This is a genomic window from Pseudomonas sp. GW821-FHT03C07, from assembly GCF_059420925.1.
Genome location: NZ_JBWKUQ010000007.1, coordinates 19,752 through 36,517 on the forward strand (window position 1 = coordinate 19,752; position 16,766 = coordinate 36,517).

At 64.8% G+C, this 16,766-nt stretch carries 11 protein-coding genes; 3 read left to right on the forward strand and 8 right to left on the reverse strand.

Annotated elements, in window-relative coordinates; genetic code table 11:
- Positions 1–29 precede the first annotated feature (29 nt).
- Both AC07VG_RS15425 and AC07VG_RS15430 read right to left on the reverse strand, forming a co-directional pair.
- On the reverse strand, positions 30–680 hold the full coding sequence (locus AC07VG_RS15425; protein ID WP_495003888.1) for a TetR family transcriptional regulator: 651 nt from the start codon (positions 678–680) through the stop codon (positions 30–32).
- 92 nt (positions 681–772) lie between these two features.
- Entirely contained in the window at positions 773–1,825 is a 1,053-nt protein-coding gene (locus AC07VG_RS15430) for an NAD(P)-dependent alcohol dehydrogenase (RefSeq protein ID WP_495003889.1), read from the reverse strand.
- Positions 1,826–2,004: 179 nt separating this feature from the next.
- On the opposite strand from AC07VG_RS15430, the gene AC07VG_RS15435 reads away from it, so the two are divergent.
- Positions 2,005–2,898, forward strand: a complete 894-nt coding sequence (locus AC07VG_RS15435) for an AraC family transcriptional regulator (protein ID WP_495021448.1) — start codon at positions 2,005–2,007, stop codon at positions 2,896–2,898.
- Here the strand turns inward: AC07VG_RS15435 and cobA are convergent.
- From cobA to AC07VG_RS15465, 6 genes are all read right to left on the reverse strand, one after another.
- Positions 2,859–3,617, reverse strand: a complete 759-nt coding sequence (gene cobA, locus AC07VG_RS15440; RefSeq protein WP_495021449.1) for a uroporphyrinogen-III C-methyltransferase — start codon at positions 3,615–3,617, stop codon at positions 2,859–2,861. The genes AC07VG_RS15435 and cobA overlap by 40 nt on opposite strands.
- Positions 3,618–3,643: 26 nt before the next feature.
- Complete coding sequence (locus tag AC07VG_RS15445; protein WP_495021450.1) at positions 3,644–5,311, reverse strand: bifunctional protein-serine/threonine kinase/phosphatase; 1,668 nt, start codon at positions 5,309–5,311, stop codon at positions 3,644–3,646.
- A gap of 9 nt (positions 5,312–5,320) precedes the next feature.
- On the reverse strand, positions 5,321–6,532 hold the full coding sequence (locus AC07VG_RS15450; RefSeq protein ID WP_495003893.1) for a nitrate/nitrite transporter: 1,212 nt from the start codon (positions 6,530–6,532) through the stop codon (positions 5,321–5,323).
- Positions 6,533–6,874: 342 nt separating this feature from the next.
- A complete protein-coding gene (locus AC07VG_RS15455) occupies positions 6,875–7,450 on the reverse strand; it encodes an ANTAR domain-containing response regulator (protein WP_177094768.1) in 576 nt (191 codons plus the stop codon).
- A gap of 15 nt (positions 7,451–7,465) precedes the next feature.
- Entirely contained in the window at positions 7,466–8,659 is a 1,194-nt protein-coding gene (locus tag AC07VG_RS15460) for a CmpA/NrtA family ABC transporter substrate-binding protein (RefSeq protein ID WP_495003894.1), read from the reverse strand.
- A 205-nt stretch (positions 8,660–8,864) separates the two neighbouring features.
- Complete coding sequence (locus AC07VG_RS15465; protein WP_495021567.1) at positions 8,865–13,007, reverse strand: sulfite reductase subunit alpha; 4,143 nt, start codon at positions 13,005–13,007, stop codon at positions 8,865–8,867.
- Positions 13,008–13,758: 751 nt separating this feature from the next.
- Between AC07VG_RS15465 and nirB the strand changes: the two genes are divergently transcribed.
- Both nirB and nirD read left to right on the forward strand, forming a co-directional pair.
- Positions 13,759–16,320, forward strand: coding sequence for a nitrite reductase large subunit NirB (nirB, locus tag AC07VG_RS15470; RefSeq protein WP_495021451.1), 2,562 nt, complete (start codon positions 13,759–13,761; stop codon positions 16,318–16,320).
- Entirely contained in the window at positions 16,320–16,691 is a 372-nt protein-coding gene (gene nirD / locus AC07VG_RS15475; protein WP_495003896.1) for a nitrite reductase small subunit NirD, read from the forward strand. Before nirB ends, nirD begins: the two co-directional genes overlap by 1 nt.
- Positions 16,692–16,766 lie beyond the last annotated feature (75 nt).

The window sequence follows — 16,766 nt, forward strand, 5'->3', positions numbered from 1 at the left end:
TCCTACAGGTTTTGCGTCGGGCGCAAGAGTTACGGCAGGCGCAACACCCCACGCACCACCAAATCACTGATAAACGCCAGCCAGTCCTGCTGCTGGCGTTTCTCCGCCAGCGGCTCACCGAGGAACGAACTCAGGGTGTGCTGGTTGGAATTATAGAAATAACAGAGCGAGGCGATCATCAGGTACACGTGCTTGAGGTCCAGGTCCTGCCGAAAGATCCCCTTGGCCTGGCCCGCTTCGATGATCGGTCGCAGCACGCCCACGGCTTCACCGGAGAGGCGCCGCAGTTCGCCCGACTGCTGGGCATGCTGGCCCTTGTGCAGGTTTTCGATGCTCAGGATGGCGACGAATTCGGGGTGCTTGACGTAGTAGTTCCAGACGAAGGCCACCATGTCCTGCAAGGCTTGCAGGGGCTCTTCCAGGTTCAGCTTGAGCTTGCTTTCAGCTTTGTTGAACTGCTCGTAGGTGTGTTCCAGCACGCAGATAAACAGGCGTTCCTTGCTGCCGAAATAGTAGTAGAGCATGCGGTCGTTGGATTCGGCCTCACGGGAAATGCTCTCGACCCGGCCACCGGAATAGCCATCGCGGGTGAACACCGTCACCGCCGCCTTGAGGATCCGGGCACGGGTCTGGTCGGCTTGTTGGGCTCTGATGCCGGTCTTCTTGTTCACCGTCGGCATTCCTTCTGTGGGTCGGAAAGGGACGCGAATATAGCATGGGGGCGTTGCCCGAAGGCAGACGCGCCACCCGGCAGGGTGGCGCGCGGCGGGGATCAGACCTTGAGAGTCGCCATGTCGATCACGAAACGGTACTTCACGTCACCGGCAATCATGCGGCTGTAGGCCTCGTTGATCTGGCGGATGTCGAGCATCTCGATGTCGCAGCTGATGCCGTGCTCGGCGCAGAAATCCAGGACTTCCTGGGTTTCGGCAATGCCGCCGATCAGCGAACCGGCCAGCACCCGGCGCTTCATCACCAGCTTGGCGGCATGCAGCGCCGGGTCCACCGGTTCGATCAGGCCCACCAGAATATGCACGCCGTCGAAGGCCAGGGTGTCGAGGTAGGGGTTGAGGTCGTGCTGCACCGGGATGGTGTCCAGCAGGAAATTGAAGCGACCCGCCGCCGCGGCCATCTGTTCGGCGTCGGTGGAGACGATCACATGGTCGGCGCCCTGGCGACGAGCTTCCTCGGCCTTGCTCGCCGAACGGGTGAACAGGGTGACTTCGGCGCCCAGGGCCTTGGCGAACTTGATGCCCATATGACCCAGGCCGCCCATGCCGAGAACCCCGACCTTGTCGCCCGGCTTGACGCCATAGTGCTTGAGCGGCGAGTAGGTGGTGATACCGGCGCAGAGCAGCGGCGCGGCGCTGGCCAGGTCGAGCTTTTCCGGAATGCGTACGACGAAGTGCTCGCTGACCACGATGCTGTCGGAGTAACCGCCCATGGTGTTGCTGCCATCGACCCGATCCGGGGTGGCATAGGTCATGGTCGGGCCTTCGAGGCAGTATTGCTCCAGGTCCGCGTGGCAGGCTTCGCAGTGACGGCAGGAGTCGACCATGCAGCCGACGCCCACCAGATCGCCGACCTTGTGCCGGGTGACGCTGGCACCGACGGCGCTGACCTTGCCGACGATTTCATGGCCGGGCATCAACGGGTAGACGGCAATGCCCCACTCGTTGCGGGCCTGGTGGATATCGGAATGGCAGACGCCGCAGTAGAGGATCTCGATGGCGACATCGTCAGGTCGCGGCGAGCGGCGCTGGAAGGACATGGGGGCGAGGGGCGTGGTAGGCGACTGGGCGGCATAACCGATGGCGGTGTACATGAGGAACCTCGCAAAGCTGTGACGGTTGAGGCGATGCATTCTCGGCGTCGAACCTGGCCACGGCCATGGCGATTCCTCCGCGTGTCTTGCCTATTCCTCCGGTATCGCGCTTTCGCCATTCGCCTGTGTCCCCGGACCTGCGAAGATGTTCTCATCCCTTTTTCCGTGAAGTTTTTGCCATGCAGTTGACCCGTCACCTGGACGCCAATGCCCCCCTGGTCGCGCTGATCGAGTCCCTGGCCACGCGCGACGGTTTCGCCCCGACCCGGCTGCCTGGCGTGCAGGTATTGCGCGCCAGTTGCGACGTGGCCCGTGGCCCGCAGATCTACGAACCGAGCCTGATGATCATCGTCCAGGGCAGCAAGCTGGCGTACCTGGGGCCGCGAACCCTGGAGTACGGCGCCGGGCACTATCTGATTCAGGCCTTGCCGGTGCCGTTCGAGTGCGAGACCTTTGCCCGCTCCGCAGGCGAACCCTTGCTGGGGGTTTCCGTCGGCATCGACCGGGCAATGCTCGGCGAGCTGGTATTGGCCATGGGCATCAACCACGACCGCCCGGCGGCGGCCCAGACCCTGGAGTCGATGACCTCGGTGGTGTTCGACGACACTCTGCGCGGCTGTGTCGAACGTTTGCTGCGTTGCCTGCAGGATCCTTTGGAGTGTCGCGTCATGGGCCCGGCGCGGGTACGTGAGTTGTTGTTTGCCGCCTTGCGCGGCCCACAGGCGGATGTGTTGCGGGCTCTGGTGGAGCAGCAAGGTCACTTTGCCCGGGTGGCGGCGTCCTTGAGCCATCTGCACAGCCACTACACCGAACCCTTGAACGTCGAGACCCTGGCCAGTTGCGCGAACATGAGCCTGTCGACCTTCCATGAGCATTTCAAGCGCGTCACCTTGCTGTCGCCGGTGCAGTACCTCAAGCGTCTGCGCCTGCTCAAGGCGCAGAAGTTGTTGCTGGCCGACGGCCTCGGCGTGGCGCAGGTCGCCCATCGGGTCGGCTACCAGAGTTCTTCGCAGTTCAGTCGCGAGTACAAGCGCTACTTCGAGCGCAGCCCCGGGGACGAGCGGGCGGCTTGAGCCTGGCTTGACGCGCTGGCCGCCACCTCACCGATCACCAGGATCGCCGGGCTCTTGAGTTCAAACGCCAGAGCATCCTGGTGCATGTTCGCCAGGTCGCTGCGGCATTCCCGTTGTTGCGGCAGCGAGGCGTTCTCGATCAGCGCCACCGGAGTACTGGCGGCGAGTCCGGCGGCGATCAGGCTGGCGCGGATTTCCGCCAGCTTGGCCACGCCCATGTAGACCACCAGGGTCGTGCCGCTTTGCGCCAGGGCGGTCCAGTCCAGCGGGCTGTCGTCCTGGGTATGAGCGGTGACGAAGCTCACGCCACGGGCCACGCCGCGCAAGGTCAGCGGGATGCCGAAATGGGTGGCGCCGGCCAGGCCGGCGGTGATGCCGTTGACCACTTCGACCTCGATCCCGCGGGCTTGCAGCCAGTCGGCTTCTTCGCTGGCGCGGCCGAAGATGCACGGGTCGCCGCCCTTGAGGCGGACCACCGATTTACCCTGGCGGGCATAACGCAGCATCAGCCGATGGATAAACGCCTGGGGCGTCGAGCGACAGCCGCCGCGCTTGCCCACGGCAATCACCCGGGCGTCGGGACAATGTTCGAGCACGGCGCGATTGACCAGGTCATCGACCATCACCACTTGGGCGCCGCGCAGGACCCGCGCCGCTTTCAGGGTCAAGAGTTCCGGGTCACCGGGGCCCGCGCCAACCAACCAGACTTTGCCATGCATGTTCATTTCTCCAGGAGGTGTTCGCTTCAGCCGTGCAGACGCCAGGCCAGCAGGAGCAGGTTCAGTAGCAGGGAGCCGAGGGCCAGGGCACGCCAGACCTTGAGCGGTTCGCGTTCCAGCAGGGGCCGTGGGCGTGGTGCCGGCAGGTGCTCGGCCTGTTGCAGGGCCAGCAGCCACTCCTCGGCGGTTTCGTAGCGCTGCGCCGGGTCGCTGGCCAGGGCCTTGCCGAGGCTGTGTTCGAGCCAGTCGGGCAGGTCCGGACGATAACGACTGGCCGGCACCGGTGAGCCGAACCGCGGGCGTTGGAACGCTTCGATTTCGCCATAGGGATAGTGCCCGGTCAGCAGGTAATACAGGCTGACGCCGACGCTATAGAGGTCTTGCGCCGGACTCGGTGGCGCACCGCCGTAGGCTTCCGGGGCGATATAACTGGGCGTGCCCGGCAGCTCGGCATCGCGCTGACGGCTCAGCCCGGGGCAGTAGGCCAGTCCGAAGTCCAGTACCCGTAGCTCGCCGTCGACACCCAGCAGCAGGTTTTCCGGCTTGATATCACGGTGCAGGAGATTGCGCCGGTGCATCTGGCCCACGGCGCGCAGCAGGCGAAAAGCCAGCTCCAGCCCCTGGTTGAGCCCCAGGTTACCCTGCGCATTGAAGTGTTCGGCGAGGGTCATCCCCGGGTATTCGCGCATCAGGTAATACAGGTGCTGGCGCTGCTCGGCGGGGTGCACTTCGGGGAAGTGGCGACCCGTCATGCGTCGCAGGAACCACTCTTCCAGCAACAGACTCTGGCCGGCCGCCGTGTCGTCCTGGCGTTGGGGTGGCAGGGTTTTCAACAGCCAGGCTTGCTGCTGCGCATCGTGGACCCGGTACAGCAGGGACTGGCGACTCTGTTTCAACAGGCCCTCGACCTGCCAGCCCTCGAACAGTTGCCCAGGCTTCAGGGGCGGCGGCAGAGGCCATTGCTCGGCTCGCCCGAGCAGATCGTCGAGTTCGGTGTCGGCCAGTTCATCGATGCGCACCAGCACGGCACTGGCATTGTCCTGGCTGCCAGATCGATGCGCGGCCTCGACCAGGGCCTGGGTGGTGTTTTCCAATGACAGGTCACGTTGCAGGATCTCGACGATCGACGCGTCGCTGAGGGTCGCCCAGACTCCGTCACTGAGGATCAGGAACTGTTCGTCCTGGCGCAGATCGCCTTCCAGGTAGTCGACCACCAGGTGCTGTTCCAGGCCCAGGGCGCGTTTCAGCACATGCTGCATGCCGGCCTGGCCCCAGACGTGATCCTCGCTGATACGTTGCAACTGCCCGGCAAACCAGCGATAGACCCGGCAATCGCCGATATGCGCGAGGGTGAATGAACGCCCGCGCAGCACCAGCGCACTGAGGGTGGTCAGCAGCGGTGACTGTCCGCCATTGGCATGCAACCAGCGATTCTGCGCCAGCAGCAGCCGGTCCAGGGCCTGCGACACACCCCAGGTCGGCGGCGTGGCGTAATAGTCCAGCGCCAGGGCCTGCAAGGTCGAGCGCGCGGCCAGGCCGCCGTCGGCGCACTGGCTGACCCCGTCGGCCAGGGCGAACAGATAACCCTTGCTGGCGGCCAGGGCGGGCACCGGGATAACCAGGCGCGTGGCATCCTGGTTCTGCTCCCGGGGCCCGCTGGCGCTGGCCTCGGCATAGCTGAGCTGCAAGCCCATGGTCCTGACTCAGACCCGGGCCGCGGAGAAGGCGGCCGAGCCCCAGGTGGTTCTCCAGCGCCGCTTGACCCCGTACAGGCCGAACCAGGCGATCAGCCCCAGGCTGGCGAACAACCACAGGGCCAACTGGTAGTCACCGGTACTCTGCTTGATCGCGCCGAGGCCTGCCGCGAGAAGGAAGCCGCCGATACCGCCGGCCATGCCAACCAGGCCGGTCATCACACCGATCTCCTTGGTAAAGCGCTGCGGTACCAGTTGGAACACCGCACCGTTGCCGGCGCCGAGGCCGAGCATGGCAGTGACGAACAGTGCCAGGGCCGCCACCGAGCTGGACAGGTGGAAACCCACCGCGCCGATGCACAGGGTGGCAATGGCGTAGGTGCCGAGCAGGGCGCGAATACCACCGAAGCGGTCCGCCAGGGCTCCGCCCAACGGGCGCATCAGGCTGCCGGCGAAGACGCAGGCAGCGGTGTAGTAGCCGGCGGTTTGCGGGTCGAGGCCGTACTGGTCGTGGAAGTAACCGGGCAGGGCGCTGGCCAGACCGATAAAGCCGCCGAAGGTGACGCTGTAGAAAAACATGAACCACCAGCTGTCACGGTCGCCGAGAGTGGTCAGGTAGTCGGCCATGGATTTGGCCTTGCTGCGGTTGGGTGCGTTGCGGGCCAGCAGGCTGAACAGTACCAGGGTCAACACCAGGGGGATCAGGGCCAGGCCGAACACGTTGCTCCAGCCAAAGGCCGCGGCCAGCAGCGGTGCCGCCAGGGCGGCGATCACGGTGCCCGAGTTACCGGCCCCGGCGATGCCCATGGCTTTGCCCTGGTGTTGCGGCGGATACCATTGCGAGGCCAGGGGCAGGGCCACGGCGAAGGAGGCCCCGGCCATGCCCAGGCAGACGCCCAGCAGCAGCGCCTGCTGATAGCTGTGGATGCCCAGTTGCCAAGCCACCAGCAAGGCCACGATGACAATCACCTGGCCGATGATGCCGGCGGTTTTCGGGGACAACTGGTCGGCGAGCATGCCCATGATAAAGCGCAGGAAGGCGCCGGCCAGGATCGGCGTGGCAACCATGAAGCCACGCTGTTGCGTGGTCAGTTGCAGGTCGGTGGCGATCTGCACCGCCAGTGGCCCGAGCAGGTACCAGACCATGAAACTCAGGTCGAAATACAAGAACGCCGCGAACAGGGTCGGTGTATGGCCGGCTTTCCAGAAACTGTTGTGCATTTAACACCTCATCTGCCAAAGGGTTCAGTGACGGCACGGGGTCTGCGGGCGGGTGATGTTCACCGGCCGCTGGTCCCCATTTGCCGACGCCAAAAACGCAAAAACGCCGCATCCCTGCTCGTTTTCACGTAGGGATTGCGACGTCTTTGTCGGGGGTGGGGCAGCCGCCGTTGGCTACCGGGTATTGTCTGAGCACTATGTGTGCCAGTTTTCAGTCCGCGCCCATTCGAGGCTCAAGCGCGGCCTTTCGAGGGCGTTGCCGGCAGGTTGCAGGCAGAGAGGGAGAGGGGCGTGCCCCACAACGCAGCCTGCTGGCCAGACCGTGCTGCGTTGCGGTGCGTCTCAGTCGAGCAGTTCGCTCATGGCGATCACCTGTTCGGCGACCTGGATCAGTTTCTGCTGCTTGCTCATGGCCTGGCGGCGCATCAGGGTATGGGCGGCTTCCTCGTCGCAACCCTTCATCTTCATCAGCAGTCCCTTGGCCATTTCGATGCGCTTGCGCTCGGCAATCTGCTGGTCGCGGGCCTGCAACTGCGCACGCAGGTGCTGGTCGCTTTCGAAACGAGCCATGGCCACCTCCATGATCGGCTGCAGGCGCTGGGACTGGATGCCTTCGACGATATAGGCACTGACTCCGGCCTTGATCGCCTGGCGCATCACCGCAGGGTCGTGCTCGTCGGTAAACATGACGATCGGGCGCGGTTGGTTGCGACTCAGCAGCACCACCTGTTCGAGCACGTCGCGGCTGGGCGAGTCGGTGTCGATCAGCAGCACATCCGGGCGCACCGCCTCGACCCGCGCGGGCAGGTCAATGGTCAGGCCGGATTCGTCAATCACCTCGAAACCCGCTTCGCTCAAGGCCGTGCGCAGGCGCCCGAGTTTTTTCGAGGTGTCGTTGATCAGCAGGATTTTCAACATGGCGGCCAGCTCCCGTCAGTGATCATTGAGGGCATGCAGGGCAAAACCGCGGGCATAGGCTTCCGGGGCGGAGCCGTCCCAGAGTTGGCCGTCGAGCAGTTGGCTGCTGCGCATCGGTGCGCTGGGCACGGGGATGTCCAGGGCGGTCGCGGCGCGACGATAGAGATCGAGTTGCTGGACCTGGCGCGCCACGCCCAGGTAATCCGGCGCCGCATGCAGCAGGCCCCAGCGGCGGAACTGGGTCATGAACCACATGCCGTCGGAGAGGTACGGGTAGTTGGCCGTGCCTCGAGCATGGAAGCTCAGGGCGTGGGGGTCTTGCCAGTGCCGGCCGAGACCGTCGTTGTAGCTGCCCAGCAGGCGTGGCTCGATGCTTGCCAGCGGCGCATCGAGGTAGTCGCGGCCACTGAGCAATTGCGCGGTGCCACGGCGGTTTTCCTGGCTCTCCTCGATAAAGCGGCTGGCCTCGAGGATTGCCATCACCAGCGCTTGCGCGGTGTTGGGATACTGTTCGACGAAGGCGCGGGTGCAGGCCAGGACCTTTTCCGGATGGTCCGGCCAGATCGCCTGGCTGGTGGCCAGGGTAAAGCCCTGGCCCTGCTCGACGGCGTGGGCGGCCCAGGGTTCACCGACACAGAAGCCGTCGATGCGCCCGGCTTGCAGGTGTTCGAGCATCTGCGGTGGCGGCACCACCACGCTGTTGACGTCTTCCAAAGGGTGGATCCCCTGGCTGGCCAGCCAGTAATACAACCACATGGCATGGGTGCCGGTGGGATAGGTCTGGGCGAAGGTCAGTTTGGCCTGACCGCTGCGGGCACGTTGTTGCAGCGCCTGGGCGCTGGTGACGCCGGCGTCCTTGAGCGGTTGCGAGAGGTTGATGCTTTGACCGTTCTGGTTCAGGCCCATCAGCACCGCCATGTCGGTGGCCGGTGTGCCGCTGATACCCAGTTGGATGGCGTAGATCATCCCGTACAGGCCATGGGCGGCATCCAGTTCGCCGCTGACCAGTTTGTCGCTCAGGCCGGCCCAGGAATTCTGGCGTTGCAGATTCAGTGTCAGGCCGTAGGGCTGGGCGAAGCCCTGGGTGGCCGCGACCACCAGGGAGGCGCTGTCGCTCAAGGGCATATAGCCGAGGTTGAGTACGTTCTTTTCCGGGGCATCACTGCCTGCTACCCAGGCCAGAGGGGACCTTGCCAAATCGTTGTTCATGCGGTGATTCCTGAAGCTGTAGGGCTGACGCCTGTCACAAGGCGGAGCAAGAGTTATGCCGATAGCTGTGAGTCATGCCGCACAGGGCCCTTGTGGGAGGCGGCTTGCCGGCGATGACGTCCGCAAGATCGCGGCAAGACTCGCCGGCCCCACCGCCGGCAAGCCGGCCCACAGTGACCGCGTAGCTACGGTTACACGGTGCCACTCAATAGACATCGCGCAGATACCGTCGATCCTTGCTCAGGGCACTGACATACAAACCCGCGGCACCGCCGCTCATCCGCCCGTGGACCTGGACGATCTTCTTCAACGCGGCATCGACGTCCTTGGCCATGCGGCTGGCATCGCCACAGACATAGACGCTGGCGCCTTGCTCCAGCCAGCTCCAGAACTGCGCACCGGCTTCGAGCATGCGCTGCTGTACGTAGATCTTTTCAGTCTGGTCGCGGGAGAAGGCGGTGTCCAGGCGGCTCAGGTGACCGCTGAGCAGCCAGGCGTCGAGCTCCTCGCGGTAGTAGAAGTCGCTGGCGGCGCGTTGCTCGCCGAAAAACAACCAGTTCTTGCCTTCGGCGCCCTGGGCCTGGCGTTCCTGCAGGAAGGCGCGAAACGGCGCGATGCCGGTGCCGGGGCCGATCATGATCAGCGGCGTGCGTGGGTCCTGCGGGACCCGGAAGTGCGTGGTGCGCTGGATAAACAGGCGTGCCCCGGTCGTGGCGGCACGATCGGCGAGAAAGGTCGAACAGACCCCGCCGCGGATCTGCTCGCCATGCCGGTAGCGCACCGTGGAAACCGTCAGGTGCACCTGGCTCGGGGTGACTTTCGCGCTGGAAGAAATCGAGTACAGGCGCGGCTGCAAAGGCTTGAGCAGGCTGATCAACTGGTTGGCGCCAAGGCTGATGGGGAACTCGTGCAGCAGGTCGAGCAATTGCCGGCCCCAGAGCCAGTCCTTGAGCCGGGCCTGATTGGCTTCCTCCTGCAACTCATCCAGCCAGGGGCTGGCGCAAAGCCCGCAGACCCGACGGAGGATCTCCGGAGTGATGCGAGTGATGTCCAGGTGGTCGAGCAGGGCCTCGCGCAGCGTCATCGGCGCCTTGTCCTTGAGCGTGACCAGGTTGTCGCCGTCCAACTGCAGGATATCCAGCAGCTTGTCGACCGCCTCCGCGCAGTTGCTTGGCCAGACGCCGAGGGCATCGCCGGCCTGGTAGGGGAAGTCCTGGTCGGCGAGGTCGAACACCAGGTGCCGGGTTTCCTTTTCCGCGCCCGGGGCATTCAGCACCTGGTTGTGCAGGAGGCGGGCGTGCAATGGGTGATGACGGCTGTAGGGGCTGCCGACGTCGGTCCGAGCCGGCTGCGCGGTTGCCGACACGGCAGCGCTGGCGACGATTGTCGGGAGTGCGACCGGAGGCGCTGATGGGCCGCTGAGTGCCGTGCACAGGGTGGTAAGCCAGGGTTCGACGGCTTGCTGGGCATCCTGTTCGCACTCCAGGCGCGGCAGCAGGCGTTCAGCGCCGAGTTCGCTCAAGCGCTCGTCGAGCTTGCGGCCGAAACCGCAGAACTGATCGTAATTGGTGTCGCCCAGGGCCAGTACGCTGTAGCGGCTTTGCGCCAGGGCCTGGTCCTGGGCTCCTTGCAGCGTCTGCCAGAAACCCGCGGCGTTGTCCGGTGGGTCGCCGTCGCCGAAGGTGCTGGTGACCAGCAACACGCTGCTGGCGGCGCGCAGGTCGTCAAGGCCGGCCTCGTCCATGGCGCGCAGGCAGGTCCGTTGGCCGGCGGCGTCCAGACGCTTGGCGCAGGCCTGGGCCAGCTCTTCGCTGTTGCCGGTTTGTGAGGCCCAGAGCACCAGCCATTCGGCAGTTGGTGCTGGAACCGTGGCGGTCGTCTGCGGTTCCAGCGCGGTGCTCGTCGTACGGGAAAACAGCCCGGCCAGCAGGCCATCCAGCAGCAGGCGTTTGTCGGCGCCAAAGGGCGCGCTGGCGGGGAGGGTGGGTACCCCCGGTGTCTGGGCCTCGGCGCTGCGCAGGCCCAGCAGGTAGCCCTGCATGTACAGGCGCTCGTCGCTGGCCAGGCTCAGTTCTGCCGGGATATCGAGGTTGAGCAGGCGAGCAAAGGCGTTGATCTGCATGGACGAAAAGCCCTCCGGGGCGACAGTCGAGGTGCCGGCCAGCGCGCCCTCGGGTATAAGGCTGGCGGGCTCCGGGGCCAGGGCCAGCAGGTTCACCGCAGAGAACTTGAACGCTGGTTGTAGCGACAGCGGGTCGATGGCGTCGCTGGTGACGGCGTTGATCGCCAGGTCATCGCCGAACACATCGTTCCAATGAAAGGGCGCGAAACAGTTGCCCGGTCGGACCCGGTCGGTGATCACCGCCGGCAGCACCGCGCGGCCCCGCCGCGAACGGATCTGCACCGGGCCGCGTTCCTGGATGCCCAGGCGAGTGGCGTCGTCGGGATGAATTTCCACGAAGGGGCCGGGGTTGAGCTTGTTCAGGGTCGGCACCTTGCCTGTCTTGGTCAGGGTGTGCCATTGGTGCTGCACCCGCCCGGTGTTGAGCACCAGCGGGAATGCCTCGTCGGGCATTTCCGCCGGCATCAGGTGCGGCCGGGCAAAGAACTGTGCCTTGCCGCTTTCGGTGGGGAAGGCGATCGCCGGTTGCTGGCCGTCCTGGGCGTATTTCAGCGCCTGGCTGAGGCCGTTGTTGAGGTAGCGGATCGGATTGCGCGTGGGCCCCTGCGCCTCGGCACAGGGCCATTGCAGCGGCTGCTCGCGCAGGCGGGCATAGCTGGCGCCGCGCAGGTCATAGCCGGTCTTGGGATTCCAGGCCTGCTTGATCTCCTCGAACACCGCCTCGGCGCTGTCATAGCTGAAGGCCTCGGCATAGCCCATTTCGCAGGCCACGCGGGCGATGATCTGCCAGTCGGGGAGGGTCTCGCCGGGTGGCTGCACGGCCTGCTGCATCAGGGTCAGGTTGCGTTCGGAGTTAATCATCACGCCTTGCGCCTCGGCCCACAGGGCGCCGGGCAGGAGGATATCGGCGTAGCGGTTGGTTTCGGTATCCAGGTAGGCGTCCTGGCTGATGACCAGTTCGGCGGCTTGCAGCGCCTCGATGACGTTCTGTCGGTTGGGGACGCTGGCCACCGGGTTGGTGCAGATAATCCAGCAGGCCTTGATGCTGCCGGCACGCATGGCCTCGAACATCGCCACCGTGCCTTCGCCGGCTTCGGCGCGCAGGCTGCCGGGGGGCAGACGCCACAGCTGCTCGATAAAGGCGCGGTCGCTGGCCACCAGCGCCGAGCGCTGGCCCGGCAGGCCGGGGCCCATGTAGCCCATCTCGCGTCCGCCCATGGCGTTGGGTTGCCCGGTCAGGGAAAACGGCCCACTGCCAGGACGGCAGAGGGTGCCGGTGGCCAGGTGCAGGTTGCACAGCGCATTGGTGTGCCAGGTGCCTTGCACGCTCTGGTTGAGGCCCATGGTCCAGCAGCTCATCCAGTTGGCGGCCTGGCCAATCCACTGCGCGGCCTGGTGCAGGTCGGCCTCGGCCAGGCCGGTCAGTTCGGCGACCCGGGCCGGGGGGTAGTCCTCGAGGAAGTCGGGCATCACCTCCCAGCCTTCGGTGAAGGCGGCGATGAAGTCACGGTCGCTGTGGCCGTTTTTTACCAGCAGATGCAGCAGGCCATTGAGCAGGGCGAGGTCGGTGCCCGGCTTGATCTGCAGGAACAGGTCGGCCTTGTCGGCGGTGCCGGTGCGCCGCGGATCGACGACGATCAGCTTGGCTCCGGCCTTGACCCGATCGAGCAGGCGCAGGAACAGGATCGGGTGACAGTCGGCCATATTCGCGCCAATCACCAGGAACAGCTCGCTGTGCTCGAAGTCCTCATAGGAACCCGGCGGGCCATCGGCCCCCAGCGACAGTTTGTAGCCGCTGCCGGCACTGGCCATGCACAGGCGCGAGTTGGATTCGATATGCCGGCTGCGGATAAAGCCCTTGGTCAGTTTGTTGGCCAGGTACTGGGCTTCCAGGGACATTTGCCCGGAGACATAGAGCGCCACGGCATCCGCGCCATGGCTGTCGATGATACCGCGCAGGCGGCTGGCGGTGGCGCTGATGGCCTGGTCGATGCCGACCCGGGCCGGGTCGCGACTGCGTTGCGAGCGCAGGAAAGCGTTTTCCATGCGCCCGGAGTCGGCCACCGCCTGGCCGCAGGTGCTGCCCTTGGTGCACAGACGCCCGAAGTTGCTTGGGTGTTGCTTGTCGCCCGAGACCTTGACGATCAGGTTGTCCTCGACCTGCATGACGATGCCGCACCCCACGCCGCAATACGGACAGACACTGCGCACGGTTTTGCTGGCCACCTGGGTATCGGTCATGGTGCGTCCTCGATAATGCGTCCCGGCTTGGCAACCGGGTCCGGCGGAAACGAAAAAAGGCGCCTGCGGCTCCACGTTTTTCAACGGGAGCGGCACGGCGCCTTTGTCGTGACTGTTGCCTGGAGAGTGAAATAGAGTGCCATCGACGTTGATGGCCTATGCAGGCATTAGCAATGCGCGCGCCAACTGCATCAGTGACGGCTGGCAGGGTGCGGCAGACAAGGCTGACATGGGGTGAGGTCGGTGCGCTGGCGCCACCCAGGGCAATGAAAATCGGCGTCGTGATGGGGCAAGACGAGTCATGTTGCACTGTTTTAGCGCTTTGTTGCCTGGCTGGGCTTGAACTTTTCCCAACGCCAGTCAGCTAAGGAAATGGGCTATTGAAAACACCGCGTAACCCGTGGGAGCCGGCTTGCCGGCGATGAGGCCCTTGAACCTTGCGCTGTCCATGCGGACGCCATCGCCGGCAAGCCGGCTCCTACAGGGATCGTGTTCGGCCTTGGTTGACGGGTATTGGCACAAGCGATGCATAGCCCCTGATACCTCACCGCGATGGCGCGAGTGGGACGCCCCGTCGATCAACGGCGATCGTTTGGCCACAACCGGCCCGGGTGAACATGACTGCGTCGGGCCCACGGGCCGGCAGCACGAACAGGCAAAGGCGCCTGGAACCTTTTGGTTCCAGGCGCTTTTTTTTGCCTTCGAAAAACCGGATTGGCTTTGACGGATGCTCCCTATGAACAGCTATTCAGCGACCTCGAATACCCGGCCAACGCTGGTGGTGATCGGCAACGGCATGGTGGGTCATCACTGTGTCGAACAATTGGTCGAGCGCGGCGCCCTGGCGCACTATCAGATTCATGTGTTCAGCGAAGAGCCGCAGCGCGCCTACGATCGTGTGCACTTGTCCGAATACTTCAGCGGTCGCGATGCGCAGGCCCTGGCCCTCGGCGATATCGCCTTGTACCAGACCCCCGGGGTCACCTTGCACCTGGGGCGCGCGGTGCTGGAGATTGATCGCGAACGTCGCGAGGTGATCACCGCCGACGGCTGTGTGGCCTATGACAAGCTGGTGCTGGCTACCGGTTCCTTCCCCTTCGTTCCGCCGATCGAAGGCGCCGAAGGCGACTCGCGGCTGGTCTATCGGACCCTGGGGGATCTCGATCGCATTCGCGACGCGTCTAAAAATGCCCGTCGTGGCGTGGTGGTCGGCGGTGGCCTGTTGGGCCTGGAAGCGGCCAACGCCTTGAAGTCCCTGGGGCTGGAAGCACATGTGGTGGAGTTCGCGCCACGGCTGATGCCGGTCCAGTTGGATGAACAAGGCGGTCAGGCGCTCAAGGACCAGATCGAGGCGCTGGGGGTCAGTGTGCACCTGTCCCGTGGTACCCAGTCGATCAGTGCCGGCAGCGAATACCGCTACCGGATGAACTTCGCTGGTGAGGATTTCCTCGAGGCCGACCTGATTGTGTTTTCCGCCGGTATCCGTCCGCAGGATGCCCTGGCCCGGCAATCTGGCCTGGAACTCGGCCCGCGTGGCGGGGTGGCCATCGACAGCCAGTGCGTCAGCAGCGACCCGGACATCTATGCCATCGGCGAGTGCGCGGCGTGGAACGGTGGGATCTTCGGCCTGGTCGCGCCGGGCTACCAGATGGCCCGCGCGGTGGCCACGCAACTCTGTGGCGAAGACAGCGAGCCGTTCATGGGCGCGGACATGTCGACCAAGCTCAAGCTGCTGGGGGTCGATGTCGGTTCCATTGGCGATGCCCATGGCGCCACGCCAGGTTCACGCAGCTACCGCTTTATCGACGAGGCCAGCGCCAGCTACCGGCGCCTGGTGGTGTCCGCCGACGGCAAGCGCGCCCTGGGTGCGGTGCTGGTGGGGGATAACAGCTATTACGATACCTTGTTGCAGTACGTCAGCAATGGCATCGACCTGCCGGCCGATCCCGCCGGGCTGATCCTGCCATTGGGCGAAGCGGCACCGGCCCTGGGCGTGGATGCCTTGCCCGCGAGCGCTACCGTGTGTTCCTGCCATAACGTCAGCAAGGGCGCGATCTGTTCGGCCATCGACGGCGGTTGCAGCGAACTCTCCGAACTCAAGGCCTGCACCCGCGCGGCCACCGGTTGCGGCGGCTGTGCCGCGCTACTCAAGCAGGTCTTCGAGCACGAGTTGAGCGCCCGTGGCGTCACGGTGGACAAGAGCTTGTGCGAGCATTTCGCCCATACTCGCCAGGAGCTTTACGCCATTGTCCGGGTCGAGCGCATCGAGTCTTTCGACGCGCTGCTGGCGCGCCACGGCAAGGGCCATGTCGGCTGTGATATCTGCAAGCCGGCGGTGGGCTCGATCCTCGCTTCGTGCTGGAACCAGCCGATCATGGATCCGGCGTTGGTGCCGTTGCAGGACACCAACGACACCTTCATGGCCAACATGCAGAAAAACGGCACCTATTCGATCATTCCGCGTATTGCTGGCGGCGAGATCACTCCAGACAAACTGATAGCCCTCGGTGCCGTGGCGAAGAAGTACGAGCTTTACACCAAGATTACCGGCGGTCAGCGTATCGACCTGTTCGGCGCCCAGTTGCACCAGTTGCCGCAGATCTGGGGCGAACTGGTGGACGCCGGCTTCGAGACGGGTCACGGCTACGGCAAATCGCTGCGCACGGTGAAGTCCTGCGTCGGCAGCACCTGGTGCCGGTATGGCGTGCAGGACAGTGTCGCCATGGCCCTGCTGCTGGAGAATCGCTACAAGGGCGTGCGGGCGCCGCACAAGTTCAAGCTGGCGGTCTCCGGTTGCACCCGCGAATGCGCCGAGGCGCAGAGCAAGGACATCGGCGTGATCGCCACCGACAAGGGCTGGAACCTCTACGTCGCCGGCAATGGCGGCATGCGCCCGCGACATGCCGAGCTGTTCGCCACCGATCTCGATGACGCGACCCTGATCCGCTACATCGACCGCTTCCTGATGTTCTACATCCGCACCGCCGACCGCCTGCAGCGCACTTCGGTGTGGCGTGAAAGCCTGGACGGCGGCTTGGACTATCTCAAGGCGGTGATCATCGATGACAGCCTGGGCCTGGCCGACGAGTTGGAGGCACAGATGAATCTGCTGATCGACCGTTACCAGTGCGAATGGGCCAACGCCCTGCAGGACCCGGAGAAGCTCAAGCGCTTCCGCACCTTCGTCAATGACACCGGCGGCGATCCCGCCATCCGTTTCGTCGAGGAGCGTGGCCAGCGTCGTCCGGCCCGCGCCCATGAACTGCACCTGATCCCTGTCGCCGAGGAGCTGAACTGATGAACACCACGACCCTGGAACGTCCGCAGAACGCTGTGGAATGGAAAACCCTGTGTAATCGCGCTGATCTGGTAGCGGATTCCGGCGTGGTCGCCTGGCTCGACGGCGACCAGGTGGCGTTGTTCCATTTGCCGGTTATCGGTGGTGGCGAGCAGGTTTTTGCCATCGATAACCGCGATCCGAAATCGGGGGCCAATGTTATTGGCCGTGGCATCGTCGGTACGCTGAAGGGCGAACTGGTGATTGCCTCGCCCTTGTACAAACAGCACTTCCGCCTGGCGGATGGGGTTTGTATCGAGTATCCCGAACAGCGCTTGCGGGTCTGGCCGGTGCGTTTGAATGGTGATCGGGTGGAGGTAGGATTGGATTGAGGTTAGGCGCCGGGGCGGTTTTCCCAGGCCAAAAAAAGGCCCCCTGGGGGCAATGCCGTTCGGTTTAGGCCGAAC

Coding starts and splice junctions, on each gene's coding strand:
- AC07VG_RS15425 (WP_495003888.1), bottom strand. CDS start 680: ATGCCGACGGTGAACAAGAAGACCGGCATCAGAGCCCAACAAGCCGAC.
- AC07VG_RS15430 (WP_495003889.1), bottom strand. CDS start 1,825: ATGTACACCGCCATCGGTTATGCCGCCCAGTCGCCTACCACGCCCCTC.
- AC07VG_RS15435 (WP_495021448.1), top strand. CDS start 2,005: ATGCAGTTGACCCGTCACCTGGACGCCAATGCCCCCCTGGTCGCGCTG.
- cobA (WP_495021449.1), bottom strand. CDS start 3,617: ATGCATGGCAAAGTCTGGTTGGTTGGCGCGGGCCCCGGTGACCCGGAA.
- AC07VG_RS15445 (WP_495021450.1), bottom strand. CDS start 5,311: ATGGGCTTGCAGCTCAGCTATGCCGAGGCCAGCGCCAGCGGGCCCCGG.
- AC07VG_RS15450 (WP_495003893.1), bottom strand. CDS start 6,532: ATGCACAACAGTTTCTGGAAAGCCGGCCATACACCGACCCTGTTCGCG.
- AC07VG_RS15455 (WP_177094768.1), bottom strand. CDS start 7,450: ATGTTGAAAATCCTGCTGATCAACGACACCTCGAAAAAACTCGGGCGC.
- AC07VG_RS15460 (WP_495003894.1), bottom strand. CDS start 8,659: ATGAACAACGATTTGGCAAGGTCCCCTCTGGCCTGGGTAGCAGGCAGT.
- nirB (WP_495021451.1), top strand. CDS start 13,759: ATGAACAGCTATTCAGCGACCTCGAATACCCGGCCAACGCTGGTGGTG.
- nirD (WP_495003896.1), top strand. CDS start 16,320: ATGAACACCACGACCCTGGAACGTCCGCAGAACGCTGTGGAATGGAAA.